Genomic DNA, 20,492 nt, shown 5'->3' on the forward strand with positions numbered 1-20,492 from the left:
GTTGGTTACATCTTTGATTTCTCGCGGAGTAACTTGTGATGCTGATAATCTTGTTGACTATCAGTCTGACTCCACAAGCACCCACACGAATTGCTTGATTCAGTTGTTAAAGAGCGGTTGGTTAAGATCTTTCGTCTCAACCGAGGCGCGCACTTTACAGCACACACCCTCAACTTGCAACCCTTAAAAGCTACTGATTTAACTATCAAAATCAATCACTTAGGCCAGACCAAGCAGCAAACTGCTCGTCAGCGGGAGGCGAATACTACAGCATTAAAATACGGGGTCAACCCCCGCCTGAAAATTCTTTTTCCTTACCCGCCTCCGCGACAGACAGCAAACGACTAAATGGTGGCGATGGACTCAAGCGGCCAGGCTAGTCCGGCCGCCTGATTGATGGGGTCAGTTGTTGAAGACCGGGTACGACGCCTTATTAATAGCCGCCATCGCCTCTGCCCGAGACAAGATCCCCGACTCTTCCAGAATCGTCAGCAGTGAACGACCTTGCGCCACCGACTGACGAGCGAGCTTACTGACTTGCGCATAGCCGAGCGTCGGCACCAAGGCAGTGGCAACAGCCATCGACTCAGTCAGGTGCTGCTCGTTGCGCGCTACATCGGCAGTGATCCCGGCCACGCACTTCTCACGGAAGCGCTGAATGCCGTTGGTCAGCAGCGTGATGCTGTCAAATACCCGGGAGGCAACCACTGGCTCGAAATGATTGATTTCCAGTTCGCCGTATTGCACGGCCTGGGCCACGGCAACATCGTTGCCGATCACCGCGAAACTCAGCTGGATCATCGCCATCGGCAACACCGGGTTGACCTTGCCCGGCATGATCGACGAGCCGGCCTGGGCTTCTGGCAGCTTCAGCTCGCCAATACCGCCCACCGGGCCGGAGGACAATACCGTCAGGTCGGAGGCGACCTTTGCCAATGAAGCGGAACAGGTGCGCAGTTCTGCGGAAACCCGGGAGAACACGTCCATATTCTGCATCGCATCGAAGGGGTTTGACGGCGCTTGATACACGACCCCGGTGATCGCCTCCAGGTGCGCGAACGCAAACGTCCGGTAGGCCGGCGGCGCACCGAAGCCGGTGCCAATGGCCGTGCCACCGAGCGGCAGCGTGCGCAGCTTGTCACGTACGTTGGCCAGTTCGGCAGCCAGGCGATGGGTGAGTGAAGCGTAGCCGGAGAACACCTGCCCCAGTCGCATAGGCTGGCCATCTTGCAGGCAGGTGCGGCCCAGGTGCAGGACATCGGCAAACTGCTCGGCCTTCTGGTCGAACTGTTTGGCGAGCAACTCGACCTCGCTGATCAGAGGCCCGAACATTGCGTAGGTAGCAATCTTCATTGCCGCGGGATAAACATCGTTGGTCGACTGCGAGATATTGACGTGGTCGTTCGGATGGATGATGTCGTAGGAGCCCGCCGCATGCCCCAGGACCTGCTGGGCACGGTTGGCAATGACTTCATTGAAGTTCATGTTGGTGGACGTACCACCCGAGCCTTCCAGCAGATCGACAATCAGTGAGTCATCGCATTGGCCGTCGATGACGTCCTTGCAGGCTTGCACGATGGCATTGCATTGATCACGCGCCAGTACGCCGCTATCCAGGTTCGCAAGCGCCGCCGCCCACTTGCACTGGGCGAACGCATTACGAAATTCGGCGTAGTGAGCGACCGTCAGCGGTGAAACGCTGAGGTTATCGAAGCCACGCACCGAGTTCACGCCGTAGAGTTTGTCGGCAGCGATCTGAACGTCACCCACATAGTCACGTTCCAGCCTGTATTCCTTGCGCTCAAAAGTATTCAAGAGTACTGCCCTCATCAGAATTTATTAACGTCTCAACCCCGCAGCCCATGGACTGCAGGCGTGGCAAAAATGAGTTGAGAACCACCTCGCGCGCTGTTTCGCAGGCATCCGCGAAAAAAGTGCTGTATTCATCTCTTCGGGCCACCAGGTAGAGCGACCTTTCGAGCCCGAGCTCGGGGGTCAGGTGTACGTTCACCTTGTCGACCCAGGCCGACGCCTGGAGAAAGCACATCGGGCTCGTAACGGCCCAGCCGATACTTTCGGCAACCATTGAGGTCAGGGCGTCGGCGTTGTCCAACTCCAGCCGATTGGGCACGCGCACGCTCAAGCTGCGAAGATGGCGCTCGATCTGCAGCCCGACCTGCGAACCACGATTGAAGCGAACCACCGGCAGGACGTTGGCCATCGCCCGGATGTCTTCAATGCTCGTGATGTTCTTGTGCAAATCCTTTGGGGTAATGACAAAGTATTTTTCCGAGAACAGCCGATAGCGGATCACGTCGTTGGTATCCATGAGTGGATCGCTGGTCACGATCAGATCCAGGTCACGGCGCAACAGCGCCTCACCTTGTTGCGGACTCAAGCCTGTCCGAATCGATAACTGCGAGACTTTTCCCAAAAGCCGCTTGGTGAAGACCGAGCCGCAGGTCGCGGCAAACGAATCGACAAGACCGATTCGCAGGTCAGGCTTCACGCCTCCCCCGGCATCCACCACTTGCGCCTTGAGATGGGAAATTTCCTCACTCAACACCGAGCCGCGATTGCGCAGCGCAATCCCGTAGGTGGTCAAGGCCAGAGGGCGAGTTGATCGATCCACCAGGATCACTCCAAGCTCTTCCTCTAGTTGGCGGACCATCTGCGATACGCCCGACTGGGAGATCCCCATGCGCGTAGCTGCGCCCGACATGCTGCCTTCCTCGGCCACGGCGATGAATACCTGAACCGCATACATGTCGATGAGTTTGTTCGCTGTCATTAGGTCTGTACTCGCTCTATCAGGTCGGAAAGACTTTAGTGCGACCATCGCCTCCTCGCCCGTCACTTCCCCTCGCGGACTGCGGCCGGCGTAGCGAAGGCTGCCGCTAGACCGTGCCCATCAGGCGTTACGCCAGAGAGATCTTCCTTGCTGGTTTCCGGCGCAAACAGGTGGCAGAACACGCCGCCGAATATCAACACGCCAACGCAGATACCCAAGGCCGTCTGGATGCCGAGGCTTTGCACGGCGATAGGCAGCAAGAACGTAGCAAAAGCAGAGCCGAAACGGCTGGACGCGACCGCAAGACCGATACCGGAAGCACGCAGATGGGTCGGGAATAGTTCAGGGGGATAGACGAACTCCAGATTCACCGCGGCAGCAAGCACGCAGGCAAAGAGGCCGAAGGCCAGAATGGTTCCCAAGGGACCGAAACCGGCATAGGCGAGCACGGCAAGACTCAAAGCGCTCAGGAAGAAGGTGCCGACGAGAAAGGCGCGACGCGAGATTCGGTCAATACACAACAACCCGAGGATTGCGCCCAACATGAGCAGCACGTTGTAGACCAGACCACCGACGAACTTGTCGCCGACGTTCAGCGCTTCGAGGACTCTTGGCGAAAAGGTGCCCAGGGCGAAGAACGGAACGACCTGGCAGGTGTAGAAGACACACCCGACCACAGTGTTTTTACGCCAGCGGTTGCTGAACAGCTCCGCCCAATTACCGCCTTTTTTCTTCGGCGCACTCACTGGCTCCGGCAGGCTGACATTGGGCCCGAACTTACTGCGCACGATGTCCATGGCTTCCTGAGTACGTCCACGCGCCATCAACCAGATCGGCGACTCAGGCACGCCCATGCGCAACGGCAGGATGAGCAATGCGGGAAGGCCGCTTAACGCCAGCATGATGCGCCAGGCATCCGGGCCGATATCGCGAACAGCGAAGCCCACCAGATAGGCCGCGACGTAGCCGGCGGCCCAAGCCACCGCGAGTATGCTCAGCAGCCGCCCGCGATAGCGACGCGGGGCGAACTCCGTGACCAGCGATTTGCTGACGACATAATCGAAACCCAACACAAGACCCAGCAGCAAACGCAGCACCAGCAATTGCTCGGGTGAGGTGACGAAAAACTGGGAGGCGGAAATGATGGCGAACAGCAGCATGTCCCAGGCGAAGATTGTCCTGCGCCCATACTTGTCCGCGAGGGGGCCTGCGATCAGGCTACCCAGGAAAAGGCCAGCGAGCGACGCAGCGCCCAGCAGTCCCATCCACAATGCAGTGAGTTGCAACGGGCCCGCCGCCATGCTGACGGCGATGCCGATAATTCCAAGTACGAAGCCATCACTGAATTGGCCACCCGTACCACTGAACACCGTCCTGATATGGAAGCGGGTCAGCGGTAGGTCTTCGAACGATACTTGCTTGCTCATTCGTGTCTCCGCTTACTTTTTATAGTTGTTGGATCCGACGCGGGCGCCGGGCACGAAATGAGTCTATGGCTTCATCATCAGTATTTCAGCATTCGCAATTGCAGTATCAAGATCGCTAATACTGACGTGCATTTTTACTTATTCTCCAGCCCTCTCTGCCGATAGGTTTACGACAGCCTCGCAAGGAAGAAGCCGATGAAACTCGCCCATTTCCTTCGCGTGACTTACCCCCCAGTCGTACAGACTTTTAAGTAATGGTTCGAGACTCATGCCTAGAGGGGTTAGCGCATAATCAATTCTTTGTGGTTCTTCCGCAAAGAACAACCGATAGACGAGACCATGACTTTCAAGCGCTCTAAGCTGACCAATAAGAACTTTTTGCGAAATACCCTGGATATTATTTTCGAGAGAGCATATACGCTGCGGCCCTTCTAACAGCACGTAGATAATGACCGCCTTCCATCGCCCCGAGACAACGCTCAGTGCTCTTTCAATTGGCAAACCGGGCAGATGCTTAATGACTTGCATTCTTACACACCTATTTGTCTGTGGAATGGAGTTTTAATCAAAGGCTACCCTGCCTGGACTTCGTTCAGCAACGGGATAATCACATGGTCAACTTACTCACTCCTCATACACTTGGCGGTAAAATCAGTCTGAAAAACCGTGTCGTGATGGCACCGATGACTCGCGCGAGGTCGTCCGAAGGCGATGTTCCGACGGCATTGATGGCCAAGTACTACAGCCAGCGTGCCAGTGCCGGGTTGATCATAACTGAAGCGGCCGACGTTTCCCCACACAGCAAGGGCTACGCTCGGACGCCTGGCATCTATTCGCAGGCCCAGATTCAAGGTTGGCGCAGGGTGACCGATGAGGTGCACCGCAATGCTGGCCGGATCTTCGCCCAGCTGTGGCACGTGGGCCGGATGGCGCATACATCGCTGATGCCCAATGGTGAAGCGCCTTGGGGCGTTACTGATGAGGCGGCGAGCGAATCCGATGTTTTTGCTTACGATGCTGAAGGTAGGGCCACATTTGTCCGGGCAAGCCAGCCACGACAAATGTCCATCGAAGACGTGTCTCATGTTGTGAATGAATTTGCACAAGCCGCTAAAAACGCTGACGTCGCAGGATTCGATGGCGTGGAAATTCATGGGGCCAACGGATACCTTGTCGATCAGTTCATTAACTCAACCCTCAACACGCGCACTGACTGCTATGGCGGGCAGACACTGGAATCGAGAACTCGTTTTCTTCTTGAGGTAGTTGATGCCGCTGCAGCTGTATTGGGACCGGATCGGGTAGGTGTTCGCCTGTCGCCATTCGGGCGGTTTAACAGCATGCCCGAAGATCCCAAAGTGGAAGAAACCTTGCTTTATCTTTGCGCGCAGCTGGACAGGAGAAACATTGCCTATGTGCATATGGTTTATCAGTTAATGCCGTCAGGCAATATGAATTCCAGCGATTTTAACCAGCGTCATTTAAGTAATGATCTGGTTCAGAAAATTCGTTATATCTATAAGGGTACGATTATCTGGTGTGGTGGTTTTGATAAAACCTCTGGGAAAGTCGCTCTCGATACTTGGAATGTCGATCTGATCGCATTTGGACGGCCATTTGTTGGCAATCCTGACTTGGTCAAGCGTTTGCAGAATAACTGGCCGGTCATAGAGGCTGATCCGTCTAGTTATTACACTCGAAATGGAGAAGTTGGTTATACCGATTTTCCAAACTACTTATCACTGCAATTTAGTTGATATATCGCACCTGAAACCTTGGCTGGGGGCTTTATTGGGGGCATATCCGTTTTTTTGGTTGTGGCGGCTGGCGGTTCCGCTCTTACAGCGGGTCACTTTGAAAATCCGGAAGCCGGCCCAGCCCAAAGTAACCAAACGCTCTTGCCCCTTTCGTTCGGTGCCTCGCTGTGGCTCGGCATGCCCTCGCTCCGGTCCTGCTCCGTGGGCCCGCCGCCATCCATGCCGGGTTGCCCACTGCGCAGAACCTCCACTCGGCGTGAGGGGGCTGTGCGTCAAAATCAAAAGCTGAAGGCGAGCTAACGCTCGACCTAATGAGTGGTGAAAAGCAGCGTACACCCTTCCCCTGTAGGAGCTGGCTTGCCAGCGAAGGACGTTAACGATGACGAGTTTCAACAGGATAAATGTGGCGCATTTGAGTTCTTCGCTGGCAAGCCAGCTCCTACAGGGGGATGGTGGTTTTTAGATGTTGCGTACGCTTTTGATCTTGCCGTTGCTTTGCTTTGGCTCCCGATCTGCCGCCCCTTTCCCAGAGGCCGAACGCAGGCGTTGCGCAGGGGGCACCGCGATGCCTTCGTTACGGCATGCCGAGCCTAGGCGAGGCACCGAATGGAGGGGCAAAGCCTTTTGCTTACTTTTTGGCGTTTGAAAAAGTGAGTCGCTGTAAAAGCGAAACCGCCAGCCGCCGCTACCGCAGAAACGGATATGTACTCCATCCCTTGCGCATTACGCCATAGCCGGGTTCTCCGCATTTATCCCCTGCTCTCACCCCCTTTTATTCAGGCTTCGTGCGCTTTCCTCGCGCCTGTTCATCCTCCGCCAGCGCCTGACGAACAAGCGCCCGCGCCGCCCAGGCGGCGGTGTTGAGTGACTCTTCAACGCTAGCACCACCGATATCGCGCACAGCGATCAATGCCTCGGTGCCCATGACAATCGACAACGCCTGCTTCAGTCGTTTACGCGCCCGCGGTGAGAGCACGTCCTTCAGCGAGTCGACAATCGGCTCAATGTAGCTCATGCGACGGCCTGGCCGCAGGGGATCATGGGACTCACTTTCGAGCCACACCGTCATGAACGAGCGTTCCATCACGTGCAGGCCGATCTCGTCGTCGATCAAGAGTTTGTTCAACGCGTTCGCCGCCAGACCAATGCCCTTTACCGGATCGTCTCCCGGCTGCCACATGCGCTCCAGCGGTGTCATTTCACGATCGGCCGCCGTCTCGCTGATCAACGCCTCGGTCGAGGGAAAGTAGCGATACGCCGTGGCGCGCGAGACCATCGCACGCTCGGCCACTTGCGCGACCGTCGGGTTATGGCCCTCGTCGCGCAATGCGATGGCAGCATCGATAAGCGCTTGACGCGTGCGCAACTTCTGGTTGGCGCGGCCTTGCGAATCGCCGTCACGGATGGACGGGCTTGACTTCCGGGTCGGCATGGTATAAATGATACTCCGTCTTTTAATGAGACATGAGTCTCATAATAGACACATGGCCACCCACCAACAAGAGGTCGCCCGTTATGAGCCTCCCAGCACAATGGCAGGTCGATCGAATGATTGACCATCGCTTCCATTTAGTAACGCTTCACATCAGTTTTTCAGCAACTGAGCGCGCCTCCGGGCGCACGAGGTGAATACCATGAATCTCAATCCCCGTTCGCGGACCTGGTTTCGACTTGCGGCTATCTACTTTGCCATTGGCGTGGCGCTGGGGGTGGTGATGGGCGCTTCGGGCGACCACTCGCTCTTCGCAGTACACGCCCATATCAATCTGTTGGGATGGGTGTCGATGGCACTGTTCGGACTCATCGGCACCGTGCACCCGTCAGTCACCGAAGGCCGCGTTGCTGCAGCACAGTTCTGGACGTACAACGTTGGCGTCCCGGTGATGCTCGGCGCACTGACGCTGCGCCTCAAGGGATTCCCGTCAGTCGAGCCATTGATTGCCGTCGCATCCATGCTCATTGGCTGCAGCGTGCTGCTTCTTGCGTGGCAGGTGTTCTCGCGCATCGGCGTCACGGCCGAGTTTTCGAACAGCGCGACAGGCGAATCACGCCTGTCATAACGCAGTAACCCAGTAGCAGCATTTGGGCAGCCTATCGGTGCGGGGTGAGATCCACCCCGGATCGATAGCGGCCCTTCGCGGCCGGCCTTCGTCACAGCACCACCCTAATCCGGGGGGTTAGAGTGAGTTTTGCGAAGGCAGGTGGTAGTGCGAGATATCGATCAGCCTGGCCAGTCGTACTACGGTGACGCCGGGACCGAGATGCCTGAGTGACGGCTGGACCAACACGCAGTTGTCATAAGGCGTGACGATTTCCTGAGCGCCGTCCCGAGCGATGACCGTCCCAGCACGCTCAATCAACTCCAGGCCGCGAAATTCCTCGACGAAGTTGAAATCCATACTGTTGGCAACCACCGAATCGGTCACTTGGAGAAAGCGCTGAGGCTCAAGTTTTTCGGTGCTCAGAAACGCTGCGACGTCTTCTTCAAACACCGCTTGGGTCGTGATCAGAAAGCGTGCGGCCACATCCAGTGCGACCTGCTGGCTTTTCTTCGAAAAATGTTGCCCGGTCTCGATCAGCAACGCATTTTTCTTGCTCGCTTCATCATTGAAATCATCGTAGTCACGCAGGCGCCGGCCGTTGGCGTGACCTGAGTCGACAATCACTGTTGCGGGTACGCCCAGGGTTGCGGCGAACTTCAAGCCCTTGATACGTGCACCACTCATCATCAGCGGAGCGGATTCTTCATGCATCGAGTGGATGTCGAGCAACAAATCGACGCTTTCAACGAAGGGACGCAACTCACGGGCCCGGCTCAGTTCGACAGAGCTTTGCACGCCGTCGAGCTTTGAAGGTAACCAGACCCGGTTCATGTCTTCGTCCAGGTAACGAGTAGCATCGATGTTCTGTGGATCGAAGCGGTGGTAGGCCTCGACGTTGCCGAAACCCAGGCTCAACCGGCCCTGACGAGGGCGCAAGCCACTGCGCAGGAATGCGTCAACCGCAATGGCACCGCTGACTTCGTTACCATGGGTCAGCGCCATGATCATTACGTGTTGTCCTGGTATCCCGCTGTCGAAGCTGTGAACGTAGTCGACCCCGCAGTTACTCGTTTTCCATTGACGGATATCGGGAAACTCAACCTCTACCGGATAGGGTTTCAGGGACGCACGAACTTGTTCAAGGGTCTTCATTTGGGTCTCCGACAGACAATAGTTCCCGCTTGCCGAGCACCCTGCAGGCGCGGCATGTACGGCGACTTGATTTATGGATTGAAGCGAACGTCTTAAGATCAGCTCGGGGTGTTGTGACGCATACGACGGCCAAGGCATATCACGGCGATGACACTGATCAATACAGTCGCCATGACGTAGAAGCTGGGTGCCAGCTTGTTGCCGGTGGCATCAATCATCCAGGTCACGATCAACGGGGCGAAACCGCCAAACAGGGTGACCGAAAAGTTGTAGCTGAGCGCCAGGCCTGTGCCACGAATACTGGTGGGAAATATATCGGCCAGCATCGCCGGAATCGGCCCAAGGCACGCGGCGATCAAGATGCCCACAATGGCTTGCACCAGCAGCAAGACCCCTACGCTGGGAAAGGTGTTGAGCAGCAGGAACATCGGGTAGGACGACAAACCAGTAATCAGCAGGGCAAGGGTCAGCACCCGAAACCGACCATGGCGATCCGACAGGCCACCGAATACCGGTGCCATGATCATCAGGGTCGCGCCGGTCACCAGCGCTCCGAGGTATGAGTACGTAGCCGCTATGTGTAACTGCTTCAAGGCATAGATCGGCATATACAGTTTATGCACGTAGTTGAACGCCGTCGCACCAGCGACCACCCCGATAGCCAGCAGCAAGCTGACATGACCTTTGACCAACACATCACGCAATGGCGTTTTATTCTGAACGTTCGCGACGGTCTTCTTGAAGTCCGGAGTCTCGTCAATCTGGCTACGGATGTAGTAACCCACGGGCCCGATCAGCAACCCAATACCGAAGGCGACACGCCAGCCCCAATCATTCAATTGCACATCCGACAACAGGTAGCTGAGCAGTGCACTGACCCCGGCCGCCAGTACGGTCGCCAGACCTTGGGTCGACAGCTGCCAACTGGCAAAAAAACCACGTCGCCGAGCATCAGCGTGTTCGACCATGAAGGCGGTCGCGGCGCCGAACTCCCCTCCTGTTGAAAAGCCTTGCAGCATGCGCGCAACAATAATCACAAGCGGCGCAGCCAGTCCGATCTGCTCATAGGAAGGGACAAAAGTGATCATCGCGGTGCCGATCATCATGATCATGATCGACATCGTCAGCGAGGCCTTGCGCCCCACCCGATCGGCGTATGAGCCCAGCACCATGGCACCCAGCGGGCGCATCAAAAAGGAAATGCCGAAGGAACCGACGCTGAGCAGCAATGAAGTCGTTTCGTTGTCGGATGGGAAAAACAACTTCCCGATCACCACCGCGAAATAGCCGTAAATCAGTAAGTCATAAAACTCGAGAGCGTTACCGATACTGGCAGCGATGATTTCCTTCCAGGGACCTCGCTGGGTGGAAGCCTGTGCGGGCTGCACGATTGATGATTGAACGTTCATGAGTTAGTCCCGGGTGCGTTTCACAATGGCCTGGCGTATTCACCGAGCCGCAATACGGTTCGATGAGATCGATGGCATTAATTGTTATGGGTGAAAACAACCGAGTGCCTGACGAAGGTTTGCGTCTTCATGGCGACTCGGCCCGGAGCCAAATTGAGTGAAGCCCTGTGCCTTGGCAATTGCTGTTTGGGCACATCTTTGGGCTCATTCGGCACACGCCGTTTAGCACGACCTTTTCAGCACGATCAAAACGCCGATTTATTTTTGCGCGCCCGTAATGAGTGCACGCGTCAGCAGGCATTCAGGCCAAATTGTTGTCGTGCACGGCATGACGCAACAGAAGACCTTGCCATATTTTCTTCACCAGCTTGCTCTCGTTGGAGCGCAGGCGATGCAAGGACACGTCGAAGCTGATCCGAAACTCGGGACCGCCAGCCATCAACAACTCTCCCGACGCCAGGGCATTTTTGGCGACCATTCGTGGCAGCCAGGCGAGACCATTGCCACGCTTGGCCATTTCCTGAATAGCATCGTAAGAGTCTGCTTGATAAATCATGCGCAATGCCAGCCGCTGCGGCAGCCGCGCCAAGTGCTGGGCAAGCACTCCGCGCAGTGCGAGTGTCGGAGAAAAGGCCAACCAGGGGATGGTAGATGCGCTGCTGTTGGTGGAAATCTGGAACATAGGCCGTCCCTGATCGTCCGGTGCGCTGACCGGCAGCAACTCTTCATAGGCGAGAACCAACGATTCAAAACGCTCAGGGTCAATCAGTACCTGTGTCAGCGGGCTGGAAAAACTCAGCAGCAAATCCACATCGCCGGCGGACAATTTCATTATTGCCTCCTGCGCACCACTGGTAATCAGTGACACCGGGAAACAGCCGAACTGTTCGTTCAGAGACTCGTACCAGTCGGGGAAAAAATCACTGGCCAGGGTCCGCCCCGTCGCAATGCGCACCGGCTCGTCGTGGCTCAACCCTCCTCCCTGAAATTGCGCCCGCACCGCCGCCAGCAACTCCACCGATTGCGTTGCCGCCTCTAGAAAGAGTAAACCGGCAGGCGTCAACGACAGCGGCTGCTTGCGCTCGATCAGCGAAGAGCCGACCCACTCCTCCAACGCCCGAATACGCCGGCCGAATGCGGGATGTGTCACGCAGCGGATCTCTGCGGCACGGGACAGGCTGCGAGTGCGGGCCAGTTCGATAAAGTCTTCGAGCCATTCGAGTTGCATCGTGATTGCCAGCCCCCTCTTTGTGCAGTGGAACGTCTATTTAGCAGGGCGCTTGCGCAGCTGCGACACGCGAACTTATCAGCCCCTGGCCCCAAGATCACCCATAAGCTCGCGAATCACAGCGGCGAGTATTTCAATCCCTTCATCAATCTCCTGCGTCGTCAGGCCCGCGTAGCCCAAAATGAGTCCTGCAGGGCGCTCGTGCGCTGCCGACGAGGGGTCGGCAAACAGTGGCGAGAGCGGATAAACGCCGATTCCGTGCTTGAGCGAGGCGGCCTGCAACGTGGGCTCGTCCTCAACGCGAAGTGCCGGAAGCAGCAGCACGCCATGCAGCCCCGCCGCCATGCCAACCAGTTGCCCGTACCCCGCCAGATGCTGTTCAAACGCTTGCAGCAGTGCTTTTCGTCGGTGTTCGTTGTCCCGGCGCAGGCGGCGAACGTGGCGCTCATAGGTGCCACTTTCAATCAATGAGGCGAGAACGTTTTGCTCCCAGCGCGGTGAGTGTCGATCCGTCAGCCGTTTGGCTTCGCGAAAAACGTGAACTAACTCGCGCGGCAGAACCAGATACCCCAGCCTGAGCTGCGGTGAGAGTGCCTTGGAGAAGGTCCCGACATAAATCACCCGAGCATCCGAATCCATGGATTGCAGCGCGTCGATGGGACGCTGGCCATAACGAAATTCGCCACCGTAATCATCCTCGATGATCCACGCGCGATGCCGGCTCGCCCAACTCAGCAGTTCTTGGCGACGAGCAACAGAAAGCACCGCGCCCATGGGAAACTGGTGCGACGGCGTGACGAAGGCCAGGCGCACGCGATCATCTTCCGGCAGCGCGCGGGTATCCAGTCCAGAGGCGTCGACGGGGATGGGCAACGCTGTCGCGCCCGTGGCCTCAAAGCAGTATCTGGCCATGCGGTAACCCGGCTCCTCGAAGACGAAAGCATCTGCGGGGTTCAATAGAAGCCGGGCGCACAGGTCAAGTCCCTGCTGCGAGCCATGCACCACGAGAATTTGATCCGCATCGCACGCCAGGCCTCGTGCCCGTCGCAGATAGCCTTGCAGCGCACTGCGCAAACGCGCTTCCCCCTCGGGCTGGCCGTACGCGAGGCTCGGTTGACGCTTGACCAGTTCGGCACGATAGGCGCGCTGCCAACCCAGGGCCGGAAAATCCCTTGAGGCGACCGAGCCGTACCTGAAATCGATGCGGGCACGAGGCGACGCCATGCTGTATGGCTGCATGACGGCAACACGCTGCCCGTACCGGGAAAGTGCAGGCGGCTGGTCCTTATCCGGCGCCGAGCTCGCTTTGGCGTGCCCGGACGGGGTGCTGCTCACGCTCGCTACCGTGGCGGCTTTACCCGCCGATGTGACGACAAAGCCCTCGGCCGCCAGTTGCTCGTACGCCGCGGTCACCGTGGTTCGCGAAACACCGAGTTCGGCCGCCATGGCTCGCGTCGACACCAGCCTCGTGCCCGCTGCAAGCGTGCCGTCTTCAATCTGCGCGCGCAGCCGGGCATAGATACGGCGTTCCGCACCGCGGGAGGATGCATCCGGCTCGGTTGAAAACTGGCCCATGGGGAAACCTCAAAACTGGCACTTTCCAGGGTGCAGGTCGTGATCGACATTATGGATACCCAGCCACCCGAAATGAAATCCCCCGGGAGACACCACCATGGAACTGACTGCCACCACTCTCCTGGTCACCTTCGCCGGCGTCTTTCTGATCTGTTTCATGAAGGGCGCGTTCGGCGGCGGCTTTGCCATCGTCGGTATCCCGCTGCTGTCGCTGGTGATGGACCCGATCACGGCCGGCGGCCTGCTCGCGCCGTTGTTCATCGCCATGGACGTGTTCAGCCTGCGCTACTGGAAGCCGTCAACCTGGTCAAAACCGGACCTGAAACTGCTGGTCCCTGGCCTTATCGTCGGAATCGGCGTCGGCTATCTGCTTTTTCGCGTGATGGATCACCGCGCCGTCGCCATCGTGATGGCGGCGGTCACGTTGACGTTTGTCGGCCTCTGGTTCAAGGCGGGCGCAGAAGTCAGGGTGCGGCCGCGCTCGGCGCCCAAGGCAGTGGCGGCCGGCATCACATCGGGCGTCACGACCATGGTCGCGCATTCAGGCGGGCCACCGCTGGCGATCTACCTGCTGCCGCTCGGCCTGAGCAAGCAGGTCTATGCCGGAACGACCAGCATGTTCTTTACAGTCGGCAATCTGCTTAAGGCCGCGCCGTGGTTGCTCCTGGCCAGACCGACAGGCAACGTACTGAGCCTGATGCTCATTTGCCTGCTCGCCGTGCCTTGCGGCGTCTGGCTTGGCTGGCGATTGCACGCCAAACTGGACCAGCGCCAGATGTATCGTGCCTGCTACGGCCTGCTCGTCGTCACGGCGCTGAAACTGCTGTGGGATGGCGTCGGTGGCTATATGGCCTGAGAACGCGGTCGCAATCGACACGCTGCGGGGAAGAGAAATTACGCGGCGGCTTATGCTTGTCCTATCCTTTCATCCAACCACACAGTCCGGACATCGACATGCCTGCCCCCGAATCCACCCTCCTCCAAAGCTGGCACCACAACGCCACCTCCTGGATCGAAGCCGTGCGCACCGGCGCCATCGAAAGCCGCCGCCAGGTCACCGACCAGGCAATCCTGCTGGCGGTGCAAAGTCGCCAGCCTGAGCGGGTACTCGACCTGGGCTGCGGCGAGGGTTGGCTGTTGCGTGCGTTGACTGAACGGTCCATCGAGGCGGTCGGTGTGGATGGCGATGCGACGCTGGTCGAAGCGGCGCGGGCGGCGGGCTCTTCGCCGGTACATGTGGCGAGCTATGAAGCGTTGGTGGAGGCGAGGGTGGACATCGGCCGCGATTACAACCTGATCTGCGCCAACTTCGCGCTGCTGCATCAGGACATCATTCCACTGCTCGCCGCCATGAACGCCCTGCTCGCCCCTGGCGGCGCACTGGTGATCCAGACGCTGCATCCGTGGACCGCAGCGGCGGGCGACTATCAGGATGGCTGGCGCAACGAAACCTTCGCGGGGTTCAAGGGCCAGTGGCAACCCATGCCGTGGTACTTCCGCACTTTATCCAGTTGGATTAATGCGCTGGACATGGCCGGTTTTCGGCTGGCCGGCCTGCAGGAGCCGCAACATCCGCAAAGTCCTGTTCCGCAGTCATTGCTGTTGGTGGCCGAGCAACGTGAGTGGTGATAAACGGCATGATCGACTACCATGCCGCCGCCGGTTTCCAAATGGGATTAATAGGGAATCCGAAACGCCTTGCCTGGCGTCAATCGGAACTGCCCCCGCAACTGTAGGTGCTGAGCCTGCTCCTGGATTGCCACTGAGATCACTCTCGGGAAGGCTGGAGCCAGGCGATGACGCATCAGTCAGGAGACCTGCCGGCCAAGCAAATCACTAACCGGCGGGGTGTCCGGGAAGGACATCCTTGCGCCGTGCGTTACCTGAGTGATCGGCACTTCACTGCTTTGTCGGCAGCGTTAGATGATGTGTTTCCAGACCGTATACCTCTGCTCCGGATACGGTTCAAATGGAGATTGCGTCATGCTGCTGTCCCGCCTTGCCACCCTCGTCACCGCCCTGGGTCTGTGCACCCTCGCCCATGCGGCGCCGACTCATTACCCCCTGACTGTCGAAAACTGCGGCAGCACGCTGACGTTCCAGCGGGCGCCGGACAGCGTCGTGACCATCGGCCAGGCCGGCACCGAAATGCTCTATGCCATGGGACTGAGCGACAAGGTGGTTGGAACGTCGCTGTGGTTCAACGATGTGCTGGCCAAGTACAAGACGCAGAACGACAAGATCCAGCGCCTGGCCGATAACGAGCCAAGTTTCGAGGCGGTGATCGGCAAGCGTCCGGGGCTGGTGGCGGTGGAACTGGAGTGGATGGTCGGCCCGCAAGGCGTGGTCGGAACCCGCGAGCAGTTTCACGAATTGAAGATCCCGACCTACCTGATGCCCTCCGACTGCGAAGCCAAGGATAATCTGGTCGGTGCCGACGGCACACGGTTGGAGGCCTTTCGCATCGACAGCATTTATAAAAGCATCAGCCAACTGGCTGAAATCTTCGATGTGCAGGACCGTGGCCAGCAACTGAACACCGACCTCAAGGCCAGCCTGGCCAAGTCCATTGCGACGGTGCAGAACAAAGACCTGAAGCACACCAGCGCGCTGTTCTGGTTCTCCAGCGCCAGCCTCGATATCGACCCCTACGTCGCCGGGCACAAGGGCATTCCCGACTTCATGCTCAACACCCTGGGTGTGCGCAACGTGGTGGAGTCCGATGAAGAATGGCCGACCGTTGGCTGGGAAACCATCGCCAAGGCCAACCCGACTTTCCTGGTCATCGCCCGCATGGATCGCCGTCGTTTCCCCGCTGACGACCACCTCAAGAAACTGGAATTCCTGCGCAACGACCCGGTGACCCGCAACATGGACGCCGTGAAAAACAACCGCATCATCATCCTCGACGCCATGGCCATGCAGGCCAGCGTAAGGATGTTCGACGGTCTTGAAACCCTGGCCACCGCCATCAATGGCTACGACCTGCCGAAATGACCGGGACACTGATTCGTACACTGCTGGCATTGCTCACCCTGCTGCTGGCGGTAATTGCCGGTGTGGCCATCGGTGAGACGAGCATCGAACCCAACGTGGTGTTCCAGGTACTGGCCAACAAGCTGTGGGCGGCCGGTTACGTTCTTGATCCGATCGACGAAGGCATCGTCTGGAATTACCGCCTGACCCGCGCGCTAGTGGCAGCGGCTTGCGGAGCGGGTCTGGCCACCTGCGGGGTGATCCTGCAATCGCTGTTGCGAAACCCGCTGGCCGATCCCTACTTGCTGGGCATCTCCGCCGGCGCCTCGACGGGGGCGGTGCTGGTGGCATTGCTGGGCTTGGGTGGCGGACTGATTTCGCTGTCGGTCGGGGCGTTTGCCGGGGCCGTTGCCGCCTTCGCCGTGGTGGTTTTGCTGGCCCGTGCCAGCCGTTCACCGGGCGGCTCCGGGCAGATCATTCTGGCGGGGATTGCCGGCTCGCAGTTGTTCAACGCGCTTACGGCGTTTCTGATCACCAAGTCTGCCAGTTCCGAACAGGCTCGCGGCATCATGTTCTGGTTACTGGGCAATCTCAGCGGGGTGCGCTGGCCGTCGGTGTGGCTGTCGGTGCCCGTGGCACTGACCGGTCTCGCGGTGTGCCTCTGGCATCGACGGGCGCTGGATGCCTTCACCTTTGGCGCCGACTCGGCCGCCTCGCTCGGCATTCCGGTGCGTCGCGTGCAATTTCTGCTGATCAGTTGCGCCGCACTGGTGACCGCGGTGATGGTGTCGATTGTCGGCTCCATTGGTTTCGTCGGGCTGGTCATTCCCCATGCCGTGCGACTGCTGCTGGGCACCCGGCATACGCGCCTGCTGCCGGCGAGCGCGCTAGGGGGCGCAGTGTTTCTGATCGCCGCCGATGTGCTCTCCCGAACGCTGATCAAGGGCCAGGTGATCCCGGTCGGCGTCATCACCGCACTGGTCGGCGCGCCGGTATTCGCCTTGATCCTGATCGGTCGGAGGAATGCCCGATGAGTGCTGCCCAGCCGGTTATCGGTCAATCCGTACTGAGTTGTTCCGGCCTCGGTTTCCATGTCCGCGACGCTGAACTGCTGCACAACATTGACCTGAACATCCGACGTGGCGAGACCCTGGGCATCGTCGGGCCCAACGGTTCGGGCAAATCCACGCTGCTCAAGCTGCTGGCTGGCGTGCGCACCCCTGGCCGTGGCGACATCCACCTGAATGGCCAGCGCCTCAAGGGGCTGTCACGACGGACCATCGCGCAAACCCTGGCGGTGGTTGAGCAACAGGCCGACACCCTGGATGCCATCAGTGTGTTTGATGCCGTGGCCCTGGGCCGAACGCCGTGGCTATCGGCCTTGAGCCCATGGTCGAATGAAGACGATGCCATCGTCCAGCAGGCGCTGCAGGACGTCGATGCGGCGCACCTGAAAAACCGTACCTGGCACAGCCTGTCCGGCGGTGAACGTCAGCGCGTGCACATCGCGCGCGCCTTGGCCCAACGCCCGCAGATTCTGTTGCTGGACGAACCGACCAATCACCTGGATATCCAGCATCAGCTGGCCATTCTAAAAGTTGTACAGGCGCTGCCGGTGACAACATTGATCGCCCTGCATGATCTGAATCAGGCGCTGACCTGTGATCGTTTGGCGATATTGGAACGGGGGCGACTGGTGGCCCTCGGCAAACCATTGGAGGTGCTGACCCCGCAACGTTTGCAGGAAACATTCGGCGTGCACGCGCATTACCTTATTGATCCTTTCGACGGCGCGCAGATTCTGCGATTTCGTTCTGTTTGAAGTCTCGGACTGGTGCAGGCGCGATACCGTCTAATCTAAGTAGAGCACCACCAAAATACGCCTCCAGCCTCTTGATCCAGGGGAAACGGGATGACCGGAACACAATGCTCGTCATGGGTCCTGCTCTCCCTGCTCGCCATCAACCTGGCGCTGACAGCCGGATGTGCAGGCAAAGCTGCGACGGCTCGCTATTCGGCTTCAAACACAGGCTCGGCCTGCTATGCAAAAGCGCTACCCACTGTCGGCGAGGGCGGCCTGGCGTGGGGCGACTCCTTGAGCATGGCTCGCAAAAAATCCCTGGATAATTGCATACGCTATGCCGGCCGCTCCGGTGGCACGCCGGATACCTGCCAAGTGGTGTTGGCGCAGTGCAGACATTAATAGAGCGCCAGTGCGACTAATGCCGGTCAGTTAAGCCATAACGCATACGTTGTAGCAGCTGGCGAAGCCTGCGTTCGGCTCGGGCCGCGATCGGACGCAGCAGTCGTAAACCCTGATAAACCGGTGGGTCTGACGCACCGCATCGTGTGAGTCTACGACTGCTGCGTCCGATCGCGGCCCGAGCCGAACGCAGGCTTCGCCAGCTGCTACAAAGTATGCGTTGCTGCAGAAATTGCTTAACTGACTGGCATTAGCCAGGGCGATCTACTTCTCAAAGCGACCCGTGCCGTCACGATCACGCTCGTAGCGTCTGGTCAGCGGAAACGGCGGCAACCAGGCCTCGCGACGGACGATCCAGCTTTCGTAGGTTGGCTTCAGTTGGTCAGGGGCATCCAGGGATCCCAGGTTTACTTCGATTTCATCGCCGCTGCGTGCGAAAACGGAAGAGCCGCAGCGGGGACAGAAATACCGCCCGGCGTAGTCGCGTGTTTCGCCATCGATCGTCACCGCATCCTGCGGGAATATCGCGGAGGCGTGAAAAAGCGCCCCATGATGCTTGCGGCAGTCGAGGCAATGACAAAGGCCGACCCGATAAGGGAGCCCCGATGCCTCTATTCGCACGTTGCCGCACACGCAACCACCAGTGAATCGTTGCATGCTGCGCCTCCTCTAACACCAAGCCTTGCTGATTACCGTCCCACAGCCGCTTCAATTGCAGCAATGTCGATCTTACCCATTTGCATCATGGCGTCGAACGCGCGCTTGGCCGCCGCGCGATCGGGGTTGGCTATTGCAGCCGTCAGGACGCGCGGCGTGATCTGCCACGACAATCCCCACTTGTCCTGGCACCAGCCACATACGTTTGCCCGGCCACCGTTTCCGATAATCGCGTTCCACAAGCGGTCTGTTTCAGTTTGGTCGTCGGTCGCCACCTGGAACGAAAAGGCTTCGTTGTGCTGGACCCCCGAGCCCCCGTTCAGCCCCAGACATGGGATGCCCATTACCGTGAACTCGACCGTCAAGACATCGCCCTGTTTGCCCGCCGGATAGTCGCCAGGCGCGCGAACGACCGCGCCTACCGCACTGTCCGGGAACGTCTCGGCGTAAAACTTTGCAGCGTCCAATGCGCTGCCGTCGTACCAGAGGCAAATTGTGTTTTTGCTGACCATTTTGGTTCTCCAAGGTTGGGACGGACTGTTTTTACCTGCTCAATGTTCTTCGAACGTTCCTGTACGCACCTCCCCACTGCGCACGTAGCGGGTGATCAGCACACCGCCAGGCGTGCTGCTCGAGTGCGCCAAAGTGAAGGCTGACGCTTGTGCGTTGTCGTCGAACAAGCGCTTGCCGCGGCCCAGGATGATTGGAAAGATCATGAGTCGAATCTCATCCACAAAATCGGCGGCAAGCAGTTGCCGCACCGTTTCGCCGCTGCCCTGCGTCAACAGGTCGGCGCCGTCTTGATGCTTGAGCGCGCGTATCGCGTCGCCAAGGTCGCCCCGCAACGCGTGGCTGTTCTGCCAATCAAGCGTAGCGGATCGATGCGTGACCACATGCTTGGGGACGCTGTTGAACAGGTCGGCGATGCGGTTGTTCGAACTGGCCGGTATCTTCGGCCAATACGCTGCGAATATGTCGTAAGTACGACGCCCCAGCAGCAACTCGAACGGCTGCGAGAACAACGTCTGTATGGCCTGGCCGGTGGTTTCATCGGCGTAGGGCACTATCCAGCCACCGAAGCGGAAACCGTCGCTGGTGTCTTCTTCAGGCCCGCCGGGCGCTTGAATGACACCATCCAGACTAATGAATGCGGCTACGGTGAGCTTGCGCATGTTTTTCTCCTGTTCGTCCTCGTGGAAGTGCTCGTAACGGGAACGCCCGCGTTCATTGCGACCGGTCAGAGGCATTGCTTAACGGATAGTCGAACGAGACGCT

The 20,492-nt window shown here is 58.6% G+C and carries 20 protein-coding genes and 1 riboswitch; of the genes, 8 read left to right on the plus strand and 12 right to left on the minus strand.

Going from position 1 to position 20,492, the window contains the following annotated elements:
• Window positions 1-402: 402 nt before the first annotated feature.
• The 4 genes from AEQ67_RS03370 to AEQ67_RS03385 form a co-directional block, all read right to left on the minus strand.
• Window positions 403-1,815: an aspartate ammonia-lyase gene (locus AEQ67_RS03370; protein ID WP_059402474.1), complete on the minus strand. Its 1,413-nt coding sequence runs from the start codon at window positions 1,813-1,815 to the stop codon at window positions 403-405.
• The gene (locus AEQ67_RS03375) at window positions 1,802-2,791 is read right to left on the minus strand and encodes a LysR family transcriptional regulator (RefSeq protein WP_059402475.1); all 990 of its coding nucleotides are present in this window, start codon (window positions 2,789-2,791) and stop codon (window positions 1,802-1,804) included. The genes AEQ67_RS03370 and AEQ67_RS03375 overlap by 14 nt, the downstream gene beginning before the upstream one ends.
• 62 nt (window positions 2,792-2,853) lie before the next feature.
• A complete protein-coding gene (locus AEQ67_RS03380) occupies window positions 2,854-4,218 on the minus strand; it encodes an MFS transporter (protein WP_059402476.1) in 1,365 nt (454 codons plus the stop codon).
• Window positions 4,219-4,356: 138 nt separating this feature from the next.
• Entirely contained in the window at window positions 4,357-4,746 is a 390-nt protein-coding gene (locus tag AEQ67_RS03385) for a winged helix-turn-helix transcriptional regulator (protein WP_059402477.1), read from the minus strand.
• Window positions 4,747-4,829: 83 nt separating this feature from the next.
• Between AEQ67_RS03385 and AEQ67_RS03390 the strand changes: the two genes are divergently transcribed.
• A complete protein-coding gene (locus AEQ67_RS03390) occupies window positions 4,830-5,975 on the plus strand; it encodes an alkene reductase (protein WP_059402478.1) in 1,146 nt (381 codons plus the stop codon).
• A gap of 772 nt (window positions 5,976-6,747) precedes the next feature.
• Here AEQ67_RS03390 and AEQ67_RS03395 read toward each other — a convergent pair.
• Complete coding sequence (locus AEQ67_RS03395; RefSeq protein WP_059402479.1) at window positions 6,748-7,407, minus strand: TetR/AcrR family transcriptional regulator; 660 nt, start codon at window positions 7,405-7,407, stop codon at window positions 6,748-6,750.
• A gap of 202 nt (window positions 7,408-7,609) precedes the next feature.
• On the opposite strand from AEQ67_RS03395, the gene AEQ67_RS03400 reads away from it, so the two are divergent.
• Complete coding sequence (locus AEQ67_RS03400; protein ID WP_059402480.1) at window positions 7,610-8,035, plus strand: hypothetical protein; 426 nt, start codon at window positions 7,610-7,612, stop codon at window positions 8,033-8,035.
• Between the two features lie 117 nt (window positions 8,036-8,152).
• Here AEQ67_RS03400 and AEQ67_RS03405 read toward each other — a convergent pair whose 3' ends face one another.
• The 4 genes from AEQ67_RS03405 to pdxR all read right to left on the minus strand — a co-directional run bounded on the left by AEQ67_RS03405 (window position 8,153) and on the right by pdxR (window position 13,381).
• Window positions 8,153-9,169, minus strand: coding sequence for a M14 family metallopeptidase (locus AEQ67_RS03405; protein ID WP_059402481.1), 1,017 nt, complete (start codon window positions 9,167-9,169; stop codon window positions 8,153-8,155).
• A gap of 98 nt (window positions 9,170-9,267) precedes the next feature.
• Window positions 9,268-10,578, minus strand: a complete 1,311-nt coding sequence (locus AEQ67_RS03410; RefSeq protein WP_059402482.1) for an MFS transporter — start codon at window positions 10,576-10,578, stop codon at window positions 9,268-9,270.
• 301 nt (window positions 10,579-10,879) lie between these two features.
• Complete coding sequence (locus tag AEQ67_RS03415) at window positions 10,880-11,806, minus strand: LysR family transcriptional regulator (protein ID WP_059402483.1); 927 nt, start codon at window positions 11,804-11,806, stop codon at window positions 10,880-10,882.
• Between the two features lie 78 nt (window positions 11,807-11,884).
• Complete coding sequence (gene pdxR, locus AEQ67_RS03420) at window positions 11,885-13,381, minus strand: MocR-like pyridoxine biosynthesis transcription factor PdxR (RefSeq protein ID WP_059402484.1); 1,497 nt, start codon at window positions 13,379-13,381, stop codon at window positions 11,885-11,887.
• 97 nt (window positions 13,382-13,478) lie between these two features.
• Here pdxR and AEQ67_RS03425 point away from each other — a divergent pair, with 97 nt between their 5' ends.
• From AEQ67_RS03425 to AEQ67_RS33520, 6 genes are all read left to right on the plus strand, one after another.
• Complete coding sequence (locus tag AEQ67_RS03425; RefSeq protein ID WP_059402485.1) at window positions 13,479-14,237, plus strand: sulfite exporter TauE/SafE family protein; 759 nt, start codon at window positions 13,479-13,481, stop codon at window positions 14,235-14,237.
• Window positions 14,238-14,335: 98 nt separating this feature from the next.
• Entirely contained in the window at window positions 14,336-15,010 is a 675-nt protein-coding gene (locus AEQ67_RS03430; RefSeq protein WP_059402486.1) for a class I SAM-dependent methyltransferase, read from the plus strand.
• 14 nt (window positions 15,011-15,024) lie between these two features.
• Window positions 15,025-15,220, plus strand: a riboswitch (cobalamin riboswitch).
• 144 nt (window positions 15,221-15,364) lie between these two features.
• Entirely contained in the window at window positions 15,365-16,378 is a 1,014-nt protein-coding gene (locus AEQ67_RS03435; RefSeq protein ID WP_059402487.1) for an ABC transporter substrate-binding protein, read from the plus strand.
• Window positions 16,375-17,391: a FecCD family ABC transporter permease gene (locus AEQ67_RS03440; protein WP_059402488.1), complete on the plus strand. Its 1,017-nt coding sequence runs from the start codon at window positions 16,375-16,377 to the stop codon at window positions 17,389-17,391. Before AEQ67_RS03435 ends, AEQ67_RS03440 begins: the two co-directional genes overlap by 4 nt.
• Window positions 17,388-18,179: an ABC transporter ATP-binding protein gene (locus AEQ67_RS03445; RefSeq protein ID WP_059402489.1), complete on the plus strand. Its 792-nt coding sequence runs from the start codon at window positions 17,388-17,390 to the stop codon at window positions 18,177-18,179. Before AEQ67_RS03440 ends, AEQ67_RS03445 begins: the two co-directional genes overlap by 4 nt.
• Window positions 18,180-18,269: 90 nt before the next feature.
• Window positions 18,270-18,560: a hypothetical protein gene (locus AEQ67_RS33520; RefSeq protein WP_082377771.1), complete on the plus strand. Its 291-nt coding sequence runs from the start codon at window positions 18,270-18,272 to the stop codon at window positions 18,558-18,560.
• Between the two features lie 264 nt (window positions 18,561-18,824).
• Here the strand turns inward: AEQ67_RS33520 and AEQ67_RS33525 are convergent, their stop codons facing one another.
• Genes AEQ67_RS33525 through AEQ67_RS03460 form a run of 3 tightly spaced genes read right to left on the minus strand, consistent with a single transcriptional unit; the run spans window position 18,825 to window position 20,389 of the window.
• Window positions 18,825-19,217 carry a GFA family protein gene (locus tag AEQ67_RS33525; RefSeq protein WP_082377772.1) on the minus strand — a complete coding sequence of 131 codons (393 nt, stop codon included), beginning with the start codon at window positions 19,215-19,217 and terminating at the stop codon, window positions 18,825-18,827.
• 32 nt (window positions 19,218-19,249) lie between these two features.
• Window positions 19,250-19,729 carry a VOC family protein gene (locus AEQ67_RS03455; protein WP_059402491.1) on the minus strand — a complete coding sequence of 160 codons (480 nt, stop codon included), beginning with the start codon at window positions 19,727-19,729 and terminating at the stop codon, window positions 19,250-19,252.
• Between the two features lie 39 nt (window positions 19,730-19,768).
• Window positions 19,769-20,389 carry a dihydrofolate reductase family protein gene (locus AEQ67_RS03460; RefSeq protein WP_059402492.1) on the minus strand — a complete coding sequence of 207 codons (621 nt, stop codon included), beginning with the start codon at window positions 20,387-20,389 and terminating at the stop codon, window positions 19,769-19,771.
• Window positions 20,390-20,492 lie beyond the last annotated feature (103 nt).

This window comes from Pseudomonas sp. RIT-PI-q (assembly GCF_001297125.1).
GTDB lineage: Bacteria > Pseudomonadota > Gammaproteobacteria > Pseudomonadales > Pseudomonadaceae > Aquipseudomonas.

Coding starts and splice junctions, on each gene's coding strand:
- AEQ67_RS03375 (WP_059402475.1), bottom strand. CDS start 2,791: ATGACAGCGAACAAACTCATCGACATGTATGCGGTTCAGGTATTCATC.
- AEQ67_RS03380 (WP_059402476.1), bottom strand. CDS start 4,218: ATGAGCAAGCAAGTATCGTTCGAAGACCTACCGCTGACCCGCTTCCAT.
- AEQ67_RS03385 (WP_059402477.1), bottom strand. CDS start 4,746: ATGCAAGTCATTAAGCATCTGCCCGGTTTGCCAATTGAAAGAGCACTG.
- AEQ67_RS03390 (WP_059402478.1), top strand. CDS start 4,830: ATGGTCAACTTACTCACTCCTCATACACTTGGCGGTAAAATCAGTCTG.
- AEQ67_RS03395 (WP_059402479.1), bottom strand. CDS start 7,407: ATGCCGACCCGGAAGTCAAGCCCGTCCATCCGTGACGGCGATTCGCAA.
- AEQ67_RS03400 (WP_059402480.1), top strand. CDS start 7,610: ATGAATCTCAATCCCCGTTCGCGGACCTGGTTTCGACTTGCGGCTATC.
- AEQ67_RS03405 (WP_059402481.1), bottom strand. CDS start 9,169: ATGAAGACCCTTGAACAAGTTCGTGCGTCCCTGAAACCCTATCCGGTA.
- AEQ67_RS03410 (WP_059402482.1), bottom strand. CDS start 10,578: ATGAACGTTCAATCATCAATCGTGCAGCCCGCACAGGCTTCCACCCAG.
- AEQ67_RS03415 (WP_059402483.1), bottom strand. CDS start 11,806: ATGCAACTCGAATGGCTCGAAGACTTTATCGAACTGGCCCGCACTCGC.
- pdxR (WP_059402484.1), bottom strand. CDS start 13,381: ATGGGCCAGTTTTCAACCGAGCCGGATGCATCCTCCCGCGGTGCGGAA.
- AEQ67_RS03425 (WP_059402485.1), top strand. CDS start 13,479: ATGGAACTGACTGCCACCACTCTCCTGGTCACCTTCGCCGGCGTCTTT.
- AEQ67_RS03430 (WP_059402486.1), top strand. CDS start 14,336: ATGCCTGCCCCCGAATCCACCCTCCTCCAAAGCTGGCACCACAACGCC.
- AEQ67_RS03435 (WP_059402487.1), top strand. CDS start 15,365: ATGCTGCTGTCCCGCCTTGCCACCCTCGTCACCGCCCTGGGTCTGTGC.
- AEQ67_RS03440 (WP_059402488.1), top strand. CDS start 16,375: ATGACCGGGACACTGATTCGTACACTGCTGGCATTGCTCACCCTGCTG.
- AEQ67_RS03445 (WP_059402489.1), top strand. CDS start 17,388: ATGAGTGCTGCCCAGCCGGTTATCGGTCAATCCGTACTGAGTTGTTCC.
- AEQ67_RS33520 (WP_082377771.1), top strand. CDS start 18,270: ATGACCGGAACACAATGCTCGTCATGGGTCCTGCTCTCCCTGCTCGCC.
- AEQ67_RS33525 (WP_082377772.1), bottom strand. CDS start 19,217: ATGCAACGATTCACTGGTGGTTGCGTGTGCGGCAACGTGCGAATAGAG.
- AEQ67_RS03455 (WP_059402491.1), bottom strand. CDS start 19,729: ATGGTCAGCAAAAACACAATTTGCCTCTGGTACGACGGCAGCGCATTG.
- AEQ67_RS03460 (WP_059402492.1), bottom strand. CDS start 20,389: ATGCGCAAGCTCACCGTAGCCGCATTCATTAGTCTGGATGGTGTCATT.